Origin of the sequence: Proteiniclasticum sp. C24MP, assembly GCF_043951855.1 — a bacterium.
Classification (GTDB): Bacteria; Bacillota; Clostridia; order Clostridiales; family Clostridiaceae; genus Proteiniclasticum.
Genome location: NZ_JBINJW010000017.1, coordinates 1 through 18,816, shown reverse-complemented (window position 1 = coordinate 18,816; position 18,816 = coordinate 1). Strand labels below are relative to the sequence as shown.

Here is an 18,816-nt window from a genome sequence, read left to right as displayed (position 1 = left end):
TATGAATCGAGTTGTTGTAACGGGGATGGGAATCATCTCACCCATAGGAAATAATTGCGCAGAAGTGAAAGAAGGTCTGCTTGCCGGAAGAAACGGTATCGGCACCATCACAAGATTCGATGCTTCTGAATTCAAAGCCCATCTGGCAGCGGAAGTGAAGGACATCGATCTATCCGAGAAAATCGGAAAGAAGGAAGCCAGAAGAATGGACAGATTCACTCAGCTGGCGGTGGTGGCAGCGGAGGAAGCGGTGAAAAACGCAGGTCTTTCTGATGTATATGATCCCTTTGAGGTCAGTGTGCTGATCTCTTCAGGCATCGGTGGTCTTGAAACCATGGAGTCCAACCTGGAAACCTATATCAGGAAGGGGCCTGGAAGAGTGTCACCGTTTTTCATTCCCATGAATATCGTGAATATGGCTGCAGGAGAAATCTCCATTCGTCATAAAGCCATGGGATCCTCCTTTGCACCTGTCAGCGCCTGCGCTTCCGGGTCACACTCCATCGGAGAAGGCTATCGCGCCATCAAGCATGGTTATGCGAAGGCGGCCATCGTAGGCGGAACCGAAGGATCCATCACCCCTATGGCCATAGCCGGGTTTTCCAACATGAAGGCGCTGAACGAAACAGAGGATGCAGAGAAGGGATCCATTCCCTTTGATGCAGACCGCAGAGGTTTCGTCATGGGAGAAGGCGCCGGAGTTCTGATACTGGAAAACCTGGAAGACGCAATAAACAGAGGCGCGAAAATCTACGGAGAAGTGGTGGGTTATGGAAGCACATCCGATGCGTACCATATCACTGCCCCTCACCCTGAAGCCAAAGGTGCCTATATGGCCATGAAGAAGGCGCTGGAGGAAGCGGGCATCACTCCTGAAAAAGTGGATTACATCAATGCCCATGGAACCAGCACACCTATGAACGACAGACTGGAGTCAGGAGCCATTGTGAATCTCTTTGGCAGAGAAGTTCCTGTATCCTCCACAAAATCCATGACCGGGCATCTTCTGGGTGCGGCAGGCGCGGTGGAGTCGATCCTTTCTCTTATGAGCATAGAGGAGAGCTACATCCCTCATACCATCGGAACCAGTAATCTTGATTCTGATGTGGAAGCCAATATCATCTTTGGAGAAGGACTGAAAAAGGAACTGACTTATGTTCTTTCCAATTCCCTTGGATTCGGCGGACACAATGCCGCGCTTCTCTTTAAAAAATGGGAGGGGAAATAGATGGAGTTAAACGATATCCTGCTGCTGCTTGAAAAATTCGAAGCCTCGGATCTCACCACCCTAAGTGTAAAGCTCAAGGGAGACGAGTTTTCCGCTGGACGACTGGGAAGCGCCGAAGAGGTCTCCGCACCGGCTTACACGGAGACGAAACCGAAAAGAAGTCTCATGCAGGAAATGGAAAAAGAAGACAGAAAAAATGAGCAGAGAGGCGAAGCCGTTCAGGAAGAACCCGCTGCTTCAGAAGAGAACTATCAGAAAATCCTTTCACCCATCGTAGGAACCTTCTACAGCAGGCCTTCCGAAAACGAGGAGCCTTTCGTGAAAGCGGGACAGAAAGTGAAGAAGGGCGATGTGCTCTGCATTCTGGAAGCCATGAAGATCATGAACGAGATCAAGAGCAGTCATGACGGCATCATAAGAAAGGTGCTGCTCTCTGACGGAGACATGGCGGACTTCGGGAAAGTGCTGTTTCTGCTGGAGGAGGAATAATGGACTATATAGATATCAACGGAATCAAGAAAGTGCTGCCCCACAGACCTCCGTTTCTGCTCATCGACCGAATCCTAGAAGTGACACCGGGAGTGAGCTGCACGGCCATAAAGAATGTGACCTACAATGAGGAATTCTTCAAGGGACATTATCCGGAGTATCCGGTGATGCCAGGGGTGCTTATTGTGGAAGCCCTTGCTCAGACAGGAGGATACAGCATCCTGTCCATGGAGGAGAATAAAGACAAGACCCCTTTTTTCGGCGGACTCAATAATGTGAAGTTCAGAAAACAGGTGGTTCCAGGGGATACCCTGAGACTGGAAGTGACCATAGACAGACTGAAAAGTTCCTATGGAAAAGGAAAAGGAAAAGCATACGTAGGAGATGCTCTGGTCTGCGAAGCGGAACTAATATTCATGTTAGGATAGGTGATACCATTGAAAATACTCATAGCCAATAGAGGAGAGATCGCCCTGAGAATATTAAGAGCGGCTCATGAACTGAATATGGAGACTGTGGCTGTATATTCCATGGCGGACCAGGATGCGCTGCATGTGAAGCTGGCAGACGAAGCCTACTGCATCGGTGAGAATTTCTCCAAGGACAGTTATCTCAATATGGAGAACATCATCAGTGCGGCGGTGCTTTCAGAAGCATCGCTCATTCATCCAGGATACGGATTTCTCTCTGAGAATCCGCTGTTTCGAAGACTTCTCAGAGCCTGCAGCATCGGATTCATCGGACCCAGCGAAGAAACCATGGAAGCCATGGGGGATAAGGCGAAAGCGAAGGCTTTAGCGAAAAGCGCCGGAGTTCCTGTGGTGCCGGGTTCCGACGGGGAAGTGGATACCTATGAGGAGGCCATCCATGCGGCGAGGGAAATCGGATACCCGATTCTTGTGAAAGCCTCTTCCGGGGGTGGAGGAAAAGGGATTCGTATCGTGGAAAAAGAAGAAGAACTGAAAGGGGCATTTTCCGGGGCGAAGAACGAAGCCAAAGCGAATTTCGGAGAAGATGGCGTCTATCTAGAGAAGTATCTCAGAAATCCGAGACACATCGAGTTCCAGATTCTGAGAGACCAGTTCGGAAACACGGTACATCTGGGAGAAAGGGACTGTTCTCTTCAGAGAAGAAAGCAGAAAGTGCTGGAGGAATCTCCTTCACCGAGTCTTTCGGAACCTCTTCGAGAGAAGATGGGGGCATCCGCAGTAGCTCTGGCAGAAGCATCAGACTATCTGGGGGCAGGAACCATCGAGTTTCTCCTGGATGATGAAGGAAACTACTATTTCATGGAAATGAACACCAGAATTCAGGTGGAACATCCGGTGACGGAAATGGTCACCGGGGTGGATCTCATCAAGGAGCAGATCCGGATCGCCATGGGAGAGAAGCTCTCCTTCGGAAAAGAGGACATCCGGTTCCAGGGACATGCCATAGAGTGCAGAATCAATGCGGAGGATCCTCAGAACGGATTCGCGCCATCCCCTGGAAATATCGACTTTCTACATTTCCCTTCGGGCAAGGATATCCGGGTGGACAGCGGATGCTACACCGGATCGAAGATTCTACCCTATTACGATGCCATGGTGGCGAAAATCATCGTCCACGGGAAGAACCGGGAAGAAGCCATTCTCAAGATGAGAAGTGCGCTGTATGAACTGACCATCCAGGGCATCAAGACCAATCAGCTCTATCAGGAGGAAATTCTCGCTCACGAGAGTTTTCTCAGCGGAGCGTACCATACACTGACACTGGACCATTTAAGGGGGTAATCTGTTTTGGCCATCTTCAAAAAGAAAAGAAACTACTTTACCCTTGATACCCATTCAGTGGAGAAAAAGGAGAAAGCGGAAGTCAAGCCATCGGTACCGGAAGGGATGTGGCATAAATGCAGAGGATGCGAAAAGATGATTCTGAAGGAGGATCTTTTGAAGAATCATCTGGTCTGTCCCAGATGCGGAACCTATGAAAGAATGGGTGCATGGGATCGGATCCGCCTCATTGCGGATGAAGGAAGCTTCAGGGAAGTCAACGGAAACATCGTCGGAATGAATCCTCTGGATTTTCCGGGGTATGAGGAGAAGATAGAAAAAGTCCAGAAGAAGACAAAGAGCTTCGAGGGCATCCTTACCGGCTACTGCACCATAAACGGCATCAGAGTGGCCATGGGCGTCATGGAACCTTCCTTCATCATGGGCAGCATGGGCTCAGCGGTGGGTGAGAAAGTGGCTTCGCTGGCGGAATTTGCAGAGTTCTACAATCTGCCGCTTCTCATCTTCTCCGCTTCAGGCGGCGCAAGGATGCAGGAAGGCATCGTATCGCTCATGCAGATGACAAAAGCCTCTTTTGCCATCCGGAAGCATTCCGATAAAGGACTTCTCTACATCTCGATTCCAACGGATCCCACAACAGGTGGCGTCACGGCTTCCTTTGCCATGCTGGGAGACATCATCATCGCCGAACCCAAAACCCTCATCGGATTTGCCGGAAGAAGAGTCATTGAGGGGACCATCCGAAAAGAGCTTCCCTCAGATTTCCAGAGCGCGGAGTTTCTTCTTCATCACGGATTTCTGGATGCGGTGGTCAAGAGAGAAGACATGAAGGATTATCTTGGTAAACTGCTGCAGCTGCATGGAGGGAAGAGATGAGTGCATGGGATAAAGTTTTAAAAGCCAGAGCCAAAGACAGGCCGCTTCCGCTGGATTATGTGAGAAGCATTCTGGATGATTTCACGGAGCTGAAAGGAGACCGTCTCTACGGAGACGATCAGGCGGTGGTGGCAGGCCTTGCCTTCTTCAAGGGAAAACCGGTCACTGTCATCACCATCACCCGCGGAAGAGACATCGAGGAGAATATCATAAGAAACTTCGGAAGTCCCAATCCCGAAGGCTACAGAAAGGCTCTGCGGCTCATGAAAGCATCAGAGAAATTCAACCGTCCCGTCATCATGTTCATTGATACCAAAGGGGCAGGATGCGCCGTGGAAGCGGAAGAAAGAGGACAGGGAGAGGCCATTGCCAGGTGCCTTCATGAAAGCGCAACCCTGAAGGTGCCTATGATCTCCTTCATCACCGGAGAAGGTGGAAGCGGTGGTGCACTGGCACTGGCTTCAGGAGATGAAGTCCATATGCTGGAAAATGCCATCTATTCCATCCTTTCCCCGGAAGGATTCTCTTCCATCTTGTACAAGAATCCGTCCAAAGCCAGGGAAGCCAGTGAAATCATGAAGATCACGGCAGAGGATCTTCTGGGACTGGGAATCATCGAAGGAATCATATCAGAGAAGGGTGACATCAATGAAAATCTGGAAGAAGTCATGCATGATGTCTCAGAGACCCTTTCAAGGTTTCTGGAACGAGCGGGTGATTTATCTGTCGAAGAGCTTCTGACCAGAAGATATGAAAGATTCCGCTCCTTCGGAAAAGTCTACTGGAAAGCGGAACTGTAGCGTATGAATGTCAAGGATATGGCGCGGCACTAGGTGCTGCCTGCTGTATCCTTTTTTTTGCTTCTTCTCAGGTTCTTAAATGTGCAGGATATCTGAAAAAAGTACTTGACCTGATGTACTACATCTGATAAAGTAAAACTACTACACCAGATGGAATAATTTTGAAGGAGGGATCCATTTGATCAGTTCAGACGTCTTAAGAGGATATAATGATACCATGATCCTTTATCTTCTCCTTGAAGCGCCATCCTATGGATATGAGCTTGCCAAGAAAATCAGGGAAACCAGTGAAGGAAAATACATCATGAAGGAAACCACCTTATACTCTGTGTTTTCCAGACTGGAAAAAAACGGATATGTCACTTCATTCTACGGAGACGAAACCAGCGGGAAGAGAAGAACCTATTACCGGATCACAGCAGAGGGAAAAGCGTTTTATGAAGAAAAATGCAGAGAATGGGAACTGACAAAAGAAGTCATAGAGAGATTCATAGAAAGGAGCAGTGAAAATGGAAACCATTAAAACCTATCTTGAGAACATGTTTATGAACTTGCCGAAGAACAGAGAGGTTCTGCATGCGAAAGAGGAACTTCTGAACATGATGGAAGACAAGTACCTCGAGCTGAAAAACGAAGGCAGAACGGAAAATGAGGCAGTGGGCATCGTGATCTCGGAATTCGGTAATCTCAATGAAGTTGCGGAGGAGCTGGGTCTGACTCAGACGATGAAAGACGCATCTGAAGCGCCGGATAAAAGGGTGATCCCATCAGAACTGGCCAGAGATTTCGTAACAAACAGAATCAGGGCATCCTACAAGGTGGGCATCGGGGTCGTTTTGACCATATGGTCACCACTGCTTCTGATCTTACTTTCCGATACGGAAAATCAGGAGTTTTTCGGCATACGCAATGGAGGCACAGCACTGGGACTTGTGGTGCTTTTATCCATGGTGGCCATGGCTGTCGGACTCTTTATCATGAGCGGAGTGGAGTCTGGTCGATACGATCTGGAGAAAAACGGTAATTTCACTTTGGACTATCAGGCTGAAAGCTATGTGAAAATTGAAGAAGAGCGTTATCGCATGGTGAAGATGACCAAAATCACCATCGGTGTGGTGCTCTACATCCTCAGTGCAGTTCCGTTACTGGTGCTGGGCATCCTTGACATCGGAGACAATATCATGAACATCGGCGTTGTGGTGCTTCTTCTCATAGTCGGAGCGGCTGTCTATCTTTTCATCACTGCTGGCATGAAGCAGTCTGCCTATGACATCCTGCTGAAGAAAGGGGAGTACTCGGACGAAGGTAGAGTCCTAGCCCGAAAAACGGAGACCATCGGAAGCGTCTACTGGCCGATCATTGTGATCATTTATCTTTACTGGAGCTTCACTTCAGGAAACTGGGGCTTCACCTGGATCATCTGGCCACTGGCAGGGCTTCTCTTTGCAGCCATCATTGGCCTCGTGGGACTCCTCAGAAGCAGAAGCAAAATGGAGTAGGGGAATGTCAGAGAAATAAGTTCAAATGTAAAAGCGTTGCAGGCTGAAATGAGATCCTGCAACGCTTTTTTATGATTCTTCCGTTTTCAGAGAGGATTATTTCAGCATCTCGAGAACAGTCTTCAGTACGAGATCGGGAAGTCTGTAGAAGGAATACTCCACCTCGATGCGCTCGGTGAACTGATGGGCATCGAAGCCATAGGGTCCGATGTTCGTGACGGGAAGGCTCAGCTCCTTGATGTCCTCCAGTGGAAGGGTGTAGGAGATGCCGAAGCCCGGCATGTTCCTTCTGAGGTCCGTGACGGAGGCTTCATCCGGCAGGGAGAAGTAACTGAGATCGGAAATATAGGGATAGAACTTTCTGAAACGGATGGGGTTTTCCAGCGTTTCGTCGGAAAAGCCCTTCAATGTTCTTATGAGGGTTTCTTCCACTTCATTCTTTCCATTGACCGCCATATGGGGATAGTAAGGGGGTGAAAAGTAGAGGATGATCATGGGATCCTTTTTCCCCCATAAGCCATGGAGTTTCTTCACAAGATGAAGCGATACTTCTCTTTCATCCGTGATTCCTTTATCCATAAGTCCTCTCGCATAGTCATCCAGCACGTTCTTAATGTGAGGAATCTTCTCTGCCACAGCATCATAGACTTCGTCATAGGTATAGACTTTACTCACCCAGGGAAGTTTCTTATGGGGCAGATTCATCTTTTGCGTAAAAGCATGATACTGTCTGTTCAGTTTTTCGATGACATCAAGAAATGCATCATTGGCCACATGCATCAGCTTATGAAGCACCTCCGAAGGCGTGCTTCCGTGGGTGGCGAAATTGAAGTAGACATAACTGTCCCGATTGGTCTGCACCGAGTATTCCGGTTTCAGGTCTCTTAGCCTCAAGGTCACTGGAGGCACCGTGACTTCACCCATGACGTCATCGGAAAGCTCCACGTTGAGATTGATTCTTCGCGTGAGCTCCGCTGCGATCTCGTTGGAATCCAGTCCTCCGAAAGGGTCTCCCACATGGGTCTCCTTTCCGACGATATAGAAGGAAGGCATGAGCTTGCCGATGGTTCCCGCATAAAGATAACGGTTGGGGTCCATAAGGGTCCTTGTGGAGGTGTAATCCGTGTCCAGAGCGATCTGGTAATCCAGACCGTATCTCTTTTTCAGCTTCACAAGCTCAGGAACACAGGAAAGCATGCCTCTGGAATTGCCTTCCTCATCGGAAACGAAAGACGCTACCAGGTTCCCTGAAAAATTCTCCGGTTCTCTGGTTGCCTCTTCCAGCAGATGAATCAGAATGGAGACCCCGGATTTCATATCCAGAACGCCTCGGCCGAAGAGATAATTTCCCGATTCCAGGTCTTCTCTTACACGTTCCGGGAGTTCCAGCTCATTGAACTTCTCTGTAAGTGCAACGGGATCCGTAGCAAGATCTTCCAGATCTCCATAATCAGATGTGCCCACGGTATCGATATGACCGATGACCACCACGGTTTTTCTGTTCTGGTCCTTCTTTCCCTTCACCATGGCCATGAGAGATTTTCTCCCGGCAGGATCGTCCTTGTTCTCCACATAGAAAAGGTGTTCCGGATTTTCTCTGAAGTAGGGAAGGGTTAGAAGGATCTCCTGTATTCTTTCGCTCACGTTGTTTTCATCACTGGTTCCCACAACACTTCTTATTCCTACAAGGTCCAGGGTCAGTTCCTTGATTCGGTCTCCGTTTAGTTTCATTTTATGCACCGCCTAAATTCAATTCAGCAGATTTCTCGAAACCCGCTGATGGTTAACTTCACTTCCCATTTTAGTCCATCTTCCGCCGGTTATCCATACACAAAAAGAAAAAGGAAAGCGATTTGCACTTTCCTTCTGAAATAAACGGTTATGAGATAGTGTGATGAAATCCTTCATACTCCTCTCCAGCTGAAGTCATATTACTGCTTTCCGCTTTCTGATTCTTCAATATGGGAGTTTCCGGAAGATCCGCTTTTCACTTTGGGTTTTCTTCTTCTGATGATCTTGTTTCCTGCATAAGCCAGAATGCCGAAGATCACAAGAAACGGTACCAGATAGATCAGTACGATGAAGAAACTGATCATGGCTTCCTGGAAGAAATAGACGGATTCGCTGAGAGCGTTACTGATCCGTTCGCTGAAGGAAGCCTGAATGCTTTCTCCTGTGGTGAGTTTCGATACTTCCTGGACATAAGTGGTCACGGTGCTGTAGTTGATCTCTTCATCCAGATACTGAAGCTCTCCCTTTAGAGATTCAATCTGATAGATGATGTCGTTGAGTTTGGATTCAATGTTTATGATGTCTTCGATTCTTTCCGCCTGCTCATAGAGTTCGTTCAGTCTCTTTCTCTGCGCTTCCAGCGTATCCAGTCTTGTTTCCGTATCTCTGTAGTATCTCGTGACATTCTGCACACTGGAGTTTTCCTGCACCATGTGGGCCATAAGCTTCAGTTCTGTGTTGAAGGCCATGACGTCTTCTTTTGGAATTCTAAGGGTATGCCTTGCATATTTATAGACTCTGCCTTCACTGGAAGACTGGTTGTAGATCTGGGAATTCTCGATGTAGCCGTTGTATTTACTTACCAGAGCTTCCAGATCTGTGATGGTCTCCTGAAACTCCAGCGTTTCAAAGTTCATGGAGTAGGTTCCGATGATTTTGTCTCCGATGGAGCCGTCGCGTCCATATCCCTGCTCGTAGTCGCCCCCTGATTCGTCATAGGATGGTACCTCTGCAGGTGATTCCACTGGCATGCCAGGTGCATAGCCCATGGAGTCTTCTACGGCGTTCTTCACAAGACTTCCGCCCAGAAGCGTGAAGATGAAGACACCAATGAAAGACAATAGGAGTATGGAACTGATGCCGATGAAGATTTTCTTTCCGGTTTTCATGCTGTTTTCCCCCTTTATGGATTTGTGTAAGGTCGTGTCCATCGTCGTCTATTTTTCGTGCTCTTTCCTAAGTTCATTGTATATGCTTCGTGAAGCAAAGTAATTACAAAAAGATGCCAAAATCTTTTCAGAATGGAAATATCTACAAAATATTCGGATAATGTACTAGAATGGAAGTAGAAGAGTCTAAGGAGGGACATATGGAAATCAGAAAGCCGCTGGGCATAGAAGTGGATTACTCCGATACGTTGAATTACGCCATGGTATTAAACGGAATCCCGTTTATACGTAAAATCACAATCATGAATCAGACAGAAAATGAAATGGAGCAGATCGAGGTCATCGTCCGTTTCCAGGAAGATATCGCGAAGGACTTCAGCAGAACCATCGATGTGATGCCGCCCGGCCTTCAGGTGGACCTGGGTGAGATTCCCATGGAGCTGAATCCGGAGTATCTGTTTCATCTCACGGAAGCCATGACCACCCAGCTGACGATCACCATCCAGCGGGAAGGGGAAGAGCTTGCGGAAGAGACCAGAGAGGTGCATGTCCTTGCCTACAATGAATGGCAGGGGATGGATACCATGCCTGAGGTGCTTGCAGCCTTTGTGACTCCGAATCACCCTGCCATAGACAATATCCTTGTGGAAGCCTCTCATATCCTGAAGGAATCAGGTAAAGATCCTTCCTTTGAAGGATATCAGAGCGGTGATGTGAACCGTGTTCGGGAACAGGTCCATGCAGTGTTCACAGCCCTTCGGAATCAGCAGATCACCTACATAGGTCCTCCTGCGTCCTTTGTGGCCAGAGGACAGAGAATACGGCTTTCCAGTGAAGTGCTGGAAAAGAAGATGGGTACCTGTCTGGACCTGACGCTTCTCTTCGCATCCTGCCTGGAGGCAGTTTCCATACATCCTCTGATTGTTCTCATAAAAGGGCATTCCTTTCTCGGATACTGGCAGGAGGAAGAATTCTTTCAGGATACGGTGGAGTATGATGTTTCCTCACTGACCAAACGCTCTGCGGAAGGCATGAGCATCATCGGTGTTCTGGAAACCACAGATATCCGAAGCGGGCAGAATTTCACCTTCACACAGTCAGAAGAAAATGCGAAGAACCATCTTCTTCGCGAAGAGGACTTCATCATGACCATTGATGTGAAGAGAGCAAGAGCGGGCGGAATCACGCCGCTGCCGGAACGGCTACTGGTGGATGGACAGTATGTGAAGGTCAGAGAGCAGAATCTGGAGGAGCGGACAAAACGGCTTCCTGAGCTGAAGGAAGTGGTGAAAGTGGTTCAGGAGACTACGGAAAAGACGGTGGACCGAAAGACCCTCTGGGAAAGAAAGCTTCTGGACCTCAGTCTCAGGAACAATCTGCTCAACTACGTTCCCGGGAGAAAGGGCATAGAACTTCTGGTGAAGGATCAGCGTGCCCTGGAGGACATCCTCTACGAAGGGAAAGAATTTCAGCTGCTTCCCAGAGTCTCGGATCATGAAAAGAGAGAAGGGCAAGGCCCTGGGAAAGCTGCAGAGTACTTTTCCGTCTATGGGGAACTGCTGGAAGGAGAATTCCAGCAGAGAAAACTTCGCACCCTTCTTGATGGGGAAAATCTGGAGAAGAAACTCACAAGGATGTACAGAGATGCCAGAATCCATCTGGAGGAATCAGGGGCCAACAGTCTGTTTCTGACCATGGGTGTACTGAAGTGGTATGAAAACAGCCGGTCAACCAGGGAAAGATTTGCACCGCTTCTTCTGATTCCAGTGGAAATGAAGAAAAAGGTGGGCAAAAACGCCTACAGCATTTCGGCAAGAGAAGAAGATACTTTAGTGAACATCACGTTGCTTGAAAAGCTGAAGCAGGATTTCGGACTGGAAATACAGGGGCTTTCCGAACTTCCACTGGATGAGAAAGGTGTCGATGTGATGAAGGTCATGAGCATTGCAAGAAATGCGGTGCTCAGTCAGAAGAGATGGGATGTGCTGGATGAAGTGCATCTGGGACTCTTCTCCTTCTCCAAGTTCATCATGTGGAACGACATCAGGAATCATGGGGAGGAGCTGAGAAGAAACAAAGTGATTCAATCTCTCATGGAGGGTAAGCTGGCTTTTGATGCGGAGAAGATACTCCGGGATCAGATCATGCTCGATGAGGTGATTTCACCTTCAGAAATTCTTCTTCCCGTCAGTACGGATGCCAGTCAGCTTCAGGCCGTGGATGCGGCCGTAAAGGGCAGGTCCTTTGTCCTGCACGGACCTCCCGGCACCGGGAAATCCCAGACCATCACCACCATCATCGCCAATGCGCTCTACCAGGGGAAGAGGGTTCTTTTCGTGGCGGAGAAAATGGCTGCTTTGTCCGTGGTTCAGAGAAGACTGGAAGGTCTGGGACTGGGTCATTTTTCACTGGAAGTGCATTCCAATAAGAGTAAAAAGACGCATATTCTGAAGAAACTGGAAGAGACCACGAAGATGGTCTCCAAAGGGGAAGTGGATTTCAAAGCTGAAGCGGAGAAGCTGAAAAAGCTCAGAGGGGAACTCAATGAAGTGGTAGCGGCCTTGTATCGGACCTACGGGTTCGACAGGAACGCCTATGAACTCATGGGAAAACTGGAATATCTGGAAAATGCTCCGGAAATAGAAGGACTGAAAATCCGTTATGAAGATCTCGATAAAACAAGGATAGAGGAGCTCTTTCTTCTGGGCAGAGAACTTACCTCCATCGCACAGGAAGTGGGAGAATATGCGGATGCACCGCTGAAAGGCATCGGCATTACAGCGTACACCTTCGATCTGAAGAGTCAGGTGGAAAAAGAAATCAGCGCGCTGAGGGGAAAAGCCGAAAAACTGGGCAGCATCACGGATGCGCTCATGAAAGAACTGTCTCTTTCGGACATCAGTCAGAAGAGGAAGCTAGACAGCCTTCATGCGCTCATGAAGAAGCTGAAAGAGACGACGCTTTTCAGAGAACTCCTTTTCCATGAGCAAGGGTACCGCATGGAGAAACTTCATCATGCAGTTCTTCTGACGGAAAAGAAGGAGAATCTGGAGGAAGCGCTGCTCAGGGAGTATGAACCCAGTCTGTTTCTCCTGAACGAGAAGGATCTGAGAGATACCCTTCTCCAGGCGGAGGAAAAGTTCATCTTCTTCAGAGGGATGACCCGAAAAAAGGTCACAAGAGTCCTGTCCGCTCAGAGAAGAGGAAAGGATGTGACGGAAGAAGAAGCGCTGACGCTTCTCAACCAGATGGAAGAGAAGAAGAAGCTGGAATCGGAGATCGAAGAGGCCTTAAGAGGATTCCCGGTTCCTGAAACTAAAATCCCAAGCCCCGAGAAAAAAACCTCCTCTCTTCTAAGAAGCATCATGAAAGAGATGGAGGAATTCCGGACCCTCTTCCGTCTCTTCGACCCGAAAGGAGAGGAGCGTGCTCCAGCTGTTTTTAAAGAAGTACCCATGGAGACAGCAAAACAGTTTCTGGACACCTATGAGGATTTCGAGAAGGACTTTTCGAGGATGAAAGAGAAACTTTCACTTCAGGTGGAAAGCCTTCCTGAGCTGGAAGGGAACTGGGCTTATCGGCTTTTCGACAGACTCACCACCTACAGCTACAACCTGGAAGAACTGAGAGAATGGACGGCCTACAACAGGCTCGTGGAAAAGTCGGAAAGAAACAAGCTGACACCGATGATCAAAGCCTTTGAAAACGGAAGCCTTTCAGGAAAGGAAGCGGAAGATGCACTGAAGAAGACCCTGTATAAAGGCGCATTCCTCTATATCCTATCTGAAGAACCGCTCCTGCAGAAGGTCACAGGAAGGCAGTATAAGGAGAAGATCGCCTACTTCAAGGAAGTCACGGCGAAGTACGAGGACCTGGCCAAGAGGGAAATACAGCATGTTCTTGCATCCAGGGTACCGAATATGATGAAAGAAGCCAACGGATCTTCTGAAGTGGGCATACTACAGAGAGCCATCAGAAGCGGTGGCCGCGGCATGACTTTAAGGACGCTCTTTGACAGACTGCCGAACCTTCTGCCACGGATCACACCCTGCATGCTCATGAGTCCGCTATCTGTGGCCCAGTATCTTGGCACGTCACGAGAGTACTTTGATCTGGTCATCTTCGATGAAGCATCCCAGATGCCTACGGCAGAATCCGTCGGTGCTATGGCCAGAGGGAAAGAAGTGGTCATCGTAGGAGACCCCAAGCAGCTGCCGCCCACCACCTTCTTCAGCACTGCCAGCGGCAAGCTGGAAGAAGAAGACGGGGTTATGGAGGATCTGGATAACATACTGGAGGACGCTCTGGCACTTTCCATGCCGGAGACATCACTGCTCTGGCATTACAGAAGCCGTCATGAAAGTCTCATCGCCTACAGCAACAGAACCTACTATGATAATGATCTTTACACCTATCCATCACCAGGAGAGCTGAAATCAAAGGTGAGCTATCAGTATGTGGACGCCACCTATGGCCGTGGAGGAACCCGAGCAAACAGGAAGGAAGCGGAAGCGGTGGTCAGTGAGATCATGGAGCGACTGAAGGATGAGAAAAGAAGAGAGGATTCCATCGGCGTCGTCACCTTCAGCATGGCTCAGAAAGACATGATTGAAGATACTCTATCTGAAGCGCTGAAGGCATACCCTGAAATCGAAGAAAGAATCCTTGCCATGGAGGAACCGGTTTTCGTGAAGAATCTGGAAAATGTCCAGGGAGATGAGCGAGATGTGATTCTGTTCAGCATCGGATATGGTCCTGATGAAGAAGGCAAGATCACACTGAACTTCGGACCGCTCAACCGGGAAAACGGATGGAAGAGACTGAACGTCGCCATCACGAGATCCAAGAAGGAGATGAAGATCTTCACAAGCATCCGGCCTGAAATGATGGATACTTCCAGAACCTCTTCCCAGGGTATTCATGATCTGAAGGGCTTTCTGGAGTATGCGCGAAGAGGAAGCCAGCCTGTGGATCTTGTAGAGGTGAAGTCCCGTGCCCGGAAGGACACCTTCGCCGATGCGATCCGAAAAGAACTGGCTGCCAGAGGACTCAAAACGGATATCCGGGTAGGCGCATCAAAATATAAAGTGGACCTGGCTGTGGTGGATGAGGAGCATCCGGAGCAATATCTGCTTGGCATTCTCTGTCAGGGTGAATCCTACAGAAATGCGAAAAGCGCACGAGATCGTGACATCCTACAGGAAATGGTGCTGGAGGGGCTCGGCTGGCATCTCATGAAAGTCTATCCCATGGACTGGATGGAAAACAGGGAGCGGGAAGTGGAGAAGATTCTTGAGAAGGTCGGAGAGATCCGAAGCGGAAATCTGAAAAGAGAGGATTCTGAGAAGAAGGAAGATCTGAAAACAGGCAATCTCATCCATCAGGATGCCCATCATGAAGAAAGCGCTTCGCTGGAAGACGGTATTTCAAGGTCCTATGTGGAAGCGAAGTTTGAACACAGACCCATGAGCGCAGAGGAATTCAGGATGCCCAAGAACACAAGAGACATCAAAGACGCCCTGATGAAGATCATTCATGTGGAGGCGCCCATCAGCTTGAATCTACTCTACAGACAGACACTGAAGGCATTTGGCGTCAGATACACCCAGAAAAGCGTGGATACCATCGACAGCATTCTTTCCGGTCTCGGATATGAGATCGCGGAAAAGGACGGGCAGTATTACATCTATGGAGAGGTGAAGGACGCCGGTGTGACCTTCTACAGGTATGCCACCAGGGAAATGAAAAGAGAGGCGGCAGACATTCCACCAGAAGAAATACAGTTGGCCGTCAAAGATGTGGTGGAAAAGCAGGTTTCCATTCCGGAGGATAGTCTCATCGCTGAAGTGCTGAAGATCTTCGGATATGCGAGAGGGAACGAAGAGCTGGAGGAAAGGGCAAGAAAGATACTCCGAAAAACATCGGACGATCCCATCCTGAAAGAGGAAAACGGAAACTTCATATCCAGAATCTGAGAAAATAAGGGAAGAGCTTCTTATCATGAAAACCTGATAAGAAGCTCTTCCTTTTCTGATGGAAATTATTGCATGGAACCTTCCTTCACAACGGAAAGGCGGTCTTTTCTGATAGAACGCGTCTTCAGTAGATTCGCATTCTGCGAAAGGTATAGCGTAAGTGCGGAAAGGATCTCCTCTGTGATCACTTCTCCCGGCAGAAGAAGCGGAATTCCCGGCGGATAAGGCACGACCTTTTCCATGGAGACTCTACCGGAAGCATCTTTCAGAAGCACTTCTTCAGCGGGGAGATAGAGCGTATCGTCTTCCGTGTACCTGCGCACCGGAGTATGGCTGCTCATAGGATGCGGTGGTTCTTCTACCTCTTCCTCTTCAAGCCATCTCTTTTCATGTTTACTGCGGATGGATTTCAGGGCATGAAAAATGCTTTCCAAGTCCTTTTGCGTGTCAAAGGGGGTCAGAATGAAGATCAGACTCCTTCCTTCGCTCATTTCACACTGTATATGGTATTCTTCCCGAAGGATTCTGTCCATCTCCGCACCGGGAAGCGGAGTGCCGATGACAAGTCTTGTTTCATCAAAAATAGGAACCTGCTCTTTGTCGAGGATCCGGATACCTGAAATATTTTTCAGATCCTTCTTCAGGCGGGCAACCCGATCCAGAAGAATCCTGTACAGAGCTTCTCCGTTTTCCTCCATATAATATCTTGCCATTTCCATGGAGGCGAGCAGAGGGTAGGAAGGACTGCTGCTCTGGAAAACCCTGTGGTAGTGCCTGATCCGATAAATTTCATCCTCCGTAAGCTTTTCCGACAGGTTCAGTACAGATCCCTGGGTAAGGCTCGGCAGCGTCTTATGAAAGCTGACACTGGAAGCGTGGGCGCCTGTCTTCATGGAAGAATCAGGAAGCAGCGGTGAAAAAGGGAAGTGCGCTCCGTGGGCCTCATCCACCAGAAGATACAGTCCATGTCTTTCGCAGTACTCTGCAAGAGGTGACAGGTCTGTGACGATTCCATGATAAGTGGGAGAAGTCAGAATCACGGCTTTGGCTTCGGGATACGCTTCATGCACTCGAGCCAGCTCTGACAGGGTTATGAAAGAAGGCAGATTGAACTCTTTTATCATCTCGGGCATGAGATAGGCCGGTTTCAGCTCAAGAAGAGAAATGGCATGGTAGATGCTCTGGTGGCAGTTTCGCTGCACCAGCACCGTGTCTTCTCTTTTCAGCAGTCCGAAGATCATGGCGTAGTTGGAAGCGGTGCTTCCGTTGATGCAGTAGAGGCTCTCTCTGGAACCCATGGCTTCTGAGAGAAGCTTCTGGGACCTGGCGATGATCTCCTCCGGATAGTGAAGGTTGTCCGTGCCTTCCACCTCGGTGACATCGAAACGGTAGAGGTTCTCCTTCAGAACGGAAAATTCCTCCACACTGTCCTCGTTTCTATGTCCCGGCATATGGAATCGCGCATTCTTCTCTTCCATATAGTCTTTCAGGCCTTTAATGAGCGGAAGCCTGTCATAGTTCATCATAGGAAAAGCACCTGCTCGTCTGTCTCTGTGGAGGACTCCTCCAGAGGGCCTTCCAGCATTCTCTTCGCTTCAATCATGATGGCGCATTCCAGACGTTTTCTCTGCATTTCACAGCCGATCTTGTAGGGTTTGTGGATATCCCCGTTGAAACTGATGGCGTTGGCATGACATCCCCCGGAGCAGTAGAACTTGGAGAAGCAGGTTCTGCAGTCTTCTTTGGTGTAGACATGCGCGTTCTTGAAGTGTTCCTGCATTTCCTTAGGCAGATGCACTTCTTCCTCCATGATATTGCCCATCTTGTAGGTTTCATTTCCTACAAACTGGTGGCAGGGATAGATGTCTCCTTCAGGTGTGATGGAGAGGTATTCGGTGCCGGCTCCGCATCCTGTGATTCTCTTGAGCACACAGGGTCCCTGGGTAAGGTCCACAATGAAATGGAAGAAGCTGAAGGGATCTCCTTTGACCTTCATTTCCGCATAGTCCAGGGCAAGCTTTTCATATTCCGCCAGGATTTCCGGAAGGTCCTCCTCTCGGATGGCATATGGATTCTCATCTGCTGAAACAACGGGTTCCATGGAGGTATGGACAAAGCCCAGTTCTTTGAAGTGTTTCACATCTTCGGAGAAATCCAGACTGTTTCTGGTGAAGGTTCCTCTGATGTAGTAGGTCTTGTTTCCTCTCTTCTCCACAAGTCTTCTGAACTTGGGCACGATGAGGTCATAGCTGCCTGTATCCACCATGGTGAGACGCATGTCGTCGTTGATTTTCTTTCTTCCATCCAGAGAAAGCACGGCATTATGCATGTATTCATTGATGAAATCTATCTTTCTGTCGTCCAGAAGCACTCCGTTGGTGGTGATGGTGAACCTGAAGTTCTTGTTATGCTCCTGTCCCAGCCTGTTTCCGTAATGGACCAGTTCTTTCACCACATCAAAGTTCATGAGCGGCTCTCCGCCGAAGAAGTCCACTTCGAGGTTTCTTCTGTTTCCTGAATTCGCCACAAGAAATTCCAGTGCCTTCTTTCCAACAGAAAGAGGCATAAGGCATTTTGCTCCTCCGAAATCACCCTGCTGCGCGAAGCAGTATCTGCATTTCAGGTTGCAGTCATGGGCGATGTTCAGGCACAGAGCTTTGATCACAGGCTTTCTGTTTCTGAATCCTGCCATATCGGGATAGGTGTCTTCCGTATAAAGGAGACCTTCCTCTTCCAGCTCCTTCACTTCCTGAAGGGAAGCCTTGATCTCCTCCATGGCGTATCCGGACATTCTGATATAGATCTCGGTTTCGTCTATGGCACCGCTTCTGAAATCCTCGTAGTGGTCAAGCAGCTCGTATGTGATGTCATCCACCACATGGACGGAACCTCCGTTGATGTCCATGACGATATTAAGGCCGTTCATTCTGTATTTATGTATCATTTCCATTCCTCCTGAATCTCTGATCTGATAGGGCAAAAAGAAAAGGGAATGATGCATCATCACGCCCTTCACTTCACGTTATCTATCTGTCTGCATTCTCACATTCCTGATTTGCAACAGTACAGGAAGTCTTGCACGCGGACTGGCAGGATGTCTGGCATTCTCCGCAGCCTCCCTTGATAACGCTTTTCTTTAGAGTGCTTTTTGTCAGTGTCTTGATGTGTTTCTTCATATTGAAAACCTCCTCTAAATAGTGCGTAGATATTATATCACAAAGAAGTTGTTTTGTGTTTAAATTAACAGGATGAATTTCGGTTTTTCAAACTTTAGTTA

Annotated in this window: 14 protein-coding genes; 9 read left to right on the top strand and 5 right to left on the bottom strand. The window is 48.6% G+C overall.

Features of this window, described 5'->3' with window-relative positions; genetic code table 11:
• The first annotated feature begins 1 nt into the window (after window position 1).
• The 8 genes from fabF to ACHAL6_RS11100 all read left to right on the top strand — a co-directional run bounded on the left by fabF (window position 2) and on the right by ACHAL6_RS11100 (window position 6,664).
• Window positions 2-1,228, top strand: coding sequence for a beta-ketoacyl-ACP synthase II (gene fabF, locus ACHAL6_RS11135; RefSeq protein WP_395270744.1), 1,227 nt, complete (start codon window positions 2-4; stop codon window positions 1,226-1,228).
• The gene (gene accB, locus ACHAL6_RS11130) at window positions 1,229-1,717 is read left to right on the top strand and encodes an acetyl-CoA carboxylase biotin carboxyl carrier protein (protein ID WP_395270743.1); all 489 of its coding nucleotides are present in this window, start codon (window positions 1,229-1,231) and stop codon (window positions 1,715-1,717) included.
• Window positions 1,714-2,145, top strand: a complete 432-nt coding sequence (gene fabZ, locus ACHAL6_RS11125; protein WP_395270780.1) for a 3-hydroxyacyl-ACP dehydratase FabZ — start codon at window positions 1,714-1,716, stop codon at window positions 2,143-2,145. Before accB ends, fabZ begins: the two co-directional genes overlap by 4 nt.
• 9 nt (window positions 2,146-2,154) lie before the next feature.
• Window positions 2,155-3,489: an acetyl-CoA carboxylase biotin carboxylase subunit gene (accC, locus tag ACHAL6_RS11120; protein ID WP_395270742.1), complete on the top strand. Its 1,335-nt coding sequence runs from the start codon at window positions 2,155-2,157 to the stop codon at window positions 3,487-3,489.
• Window positions 3,490-3,495: 6 nt separating this feature from the next.
• Window positions 3,496-4,365: an acetyl-CoA carboxylase, carboxyltransferase subunit beta gene (gene accD / locus ACHAL6_RS11115; RefSeq protein WP_395270741.1), complete on the top strand. Its 870-nt coding sequence runs from the start codon at window positions 3,496-3,498 to the stop codon at window positions 4,363-4,365.
• Window positions 4,362-5,165, top strand: a complete 804-nt coding sequence (gene accA, locus ACHAL6_RS11110; protein WP_395270740.1) for an acetyl-CoA carboxylase carboxyl transferase subunit alpha — start codon at window positions 4,362-4,364, stop codon at window positions 5,163-5,165. Before accD ends, accA begins: the two co-directional genes overlap by 4 nt.
• A 178-nt stretch (window positions 5,166-5,343) precedes the next feature.
• The gene (locus ACHAL6_RS11105) at window positions 5,344-5,688 is read left to right on the top strand and encodes a PadR family transcriptional regulator (RefSeq protein ID WP_395270739.1); all 345 of its coding nucleotides are present in this window, start codon (window positions 5,344-5,346) and stop codon (window positions 5,686-5,688) included.
• Window positions 5,675-6,664 (top strand): permease prefix domain 1-containing protein, encoded by a 990-nt coding sequence (locus ACHAL6_RS11100; protein WP_395270738.1) that lies wholly within the window; start codon window positions 5,675-5,677, stop codon window positions 6,662-6,664. Before ACHAL6_RS11105 ends, ACHAL6_RS11100 begins: the two co-directional genes overlap by 14 nt.
• 96 nt (window positions 6,665-6,760) lie before the next feature.
• Here the strand turns inward: ACHAL6_RS11100 and ACHAL6_RS11095 are convergent, their stop codons facing one another.
• Window positions 6,761-8,395 (bottom strand): M20/M25/M40 family metallo-hydrolase, encoded by a 1,635-nt coding sequence (locus ACHAL6_RS11095; protein ID WP_395270737.1) that lies wholly within the window; start codon window positions 8,393-8,395, stop codon window positions 6,761-6,763.
• A 200-nt stretch (window positions 8,396-8,595) separates the two neighbouring features.
• The gene (locus ACHAL6_RS11090) at window positions 8,596-9,564 is read right to left on the bottom strand and encodes a DUF4349 domain-containing protein (protein WP_395270736.1); all 969 of its coding nucleotides are present in this window, start codon (window positions 9,562-9,564) and stop codon (window positions 8,596-8,598) included.
• A gap of 200 nt (window positions 9,565-9,764) precedes the next feature.
• Here ACHAL6_RS11090 and ACHAL6_RS11085 point away from each other — a divergent pair, with 200 nt between their 5' ends.
• Window positions 9,765-15,539: a DUF4011 domain-containing protein gene (locus ACHAL6_RS11085; RefSeq protein WP_395270735.1), complete on the top strand. Its 5,775-nt coding sequence runs from the start codon at window positions 9,765-9,767 to the stop codon at window positions 15,537-15,539.
• A 65-nt stretch (window positions 15,540-15,604) separates the two neighbouring features.
• Here the strand turns inward: ACHAL6_RS11085 and ACHAL6_RS11080 are convergent, their stop codons facing one another.
• The 3 genes from ACHAL6_RS11080 to scfA all read right to left on the bottom strand — a co-directional run bounded on the left by ACHAL6_RS11080 (window position 15,605) and on the right by scfA (window position 18,715).
• Window positions 15,605-17,065 (bottom strand): aminotransferase class I/II-fold pyridoxal phosphate-dependent enzyme, encoded by a 1,461-nt coding sequence (locus tag ACHAL6_RS11080; protein ID WP_395270734.1) that lies wholly within the window; start codon window positions 17,063-17,065, stop codon window positions 15,605-15,607.
• Window positions 17,062-18,489: a thioether cross-link-forming SCIFF peptide maturase gene (scfB, locus tag ACHAL6_RS11075; RefSeq protein WP_395270733.1), complete on the bottom strand. Its 1,428-nt coding sequence runs from the start codon at window positions 18,487-18,489 to the stop codon at window positions 17,062-17,064. Before scfB ends, ACHAL6_RS11080 begins: the two co-directional genes overlap by 4 nt.
• Before the next feature lie 76 nt (window positions 18,490-18,565).
• Window positions 18,566-18,715 carry a six-cysteine ranthipeptide SCIFF gene (gene scfA, locus ACHAL6_RS11070; protein WP_207600223.1) on the bottom strand — a complete coding sequence of 50 codons (150 nt, stop codon included), beginning with the start codon at window positions 18,713-18,715 and terminating at the stop codon, window positions 18,566-18,568.
• Window positions 18,716-18,816 lie beyond the last annotated feature (101 nt).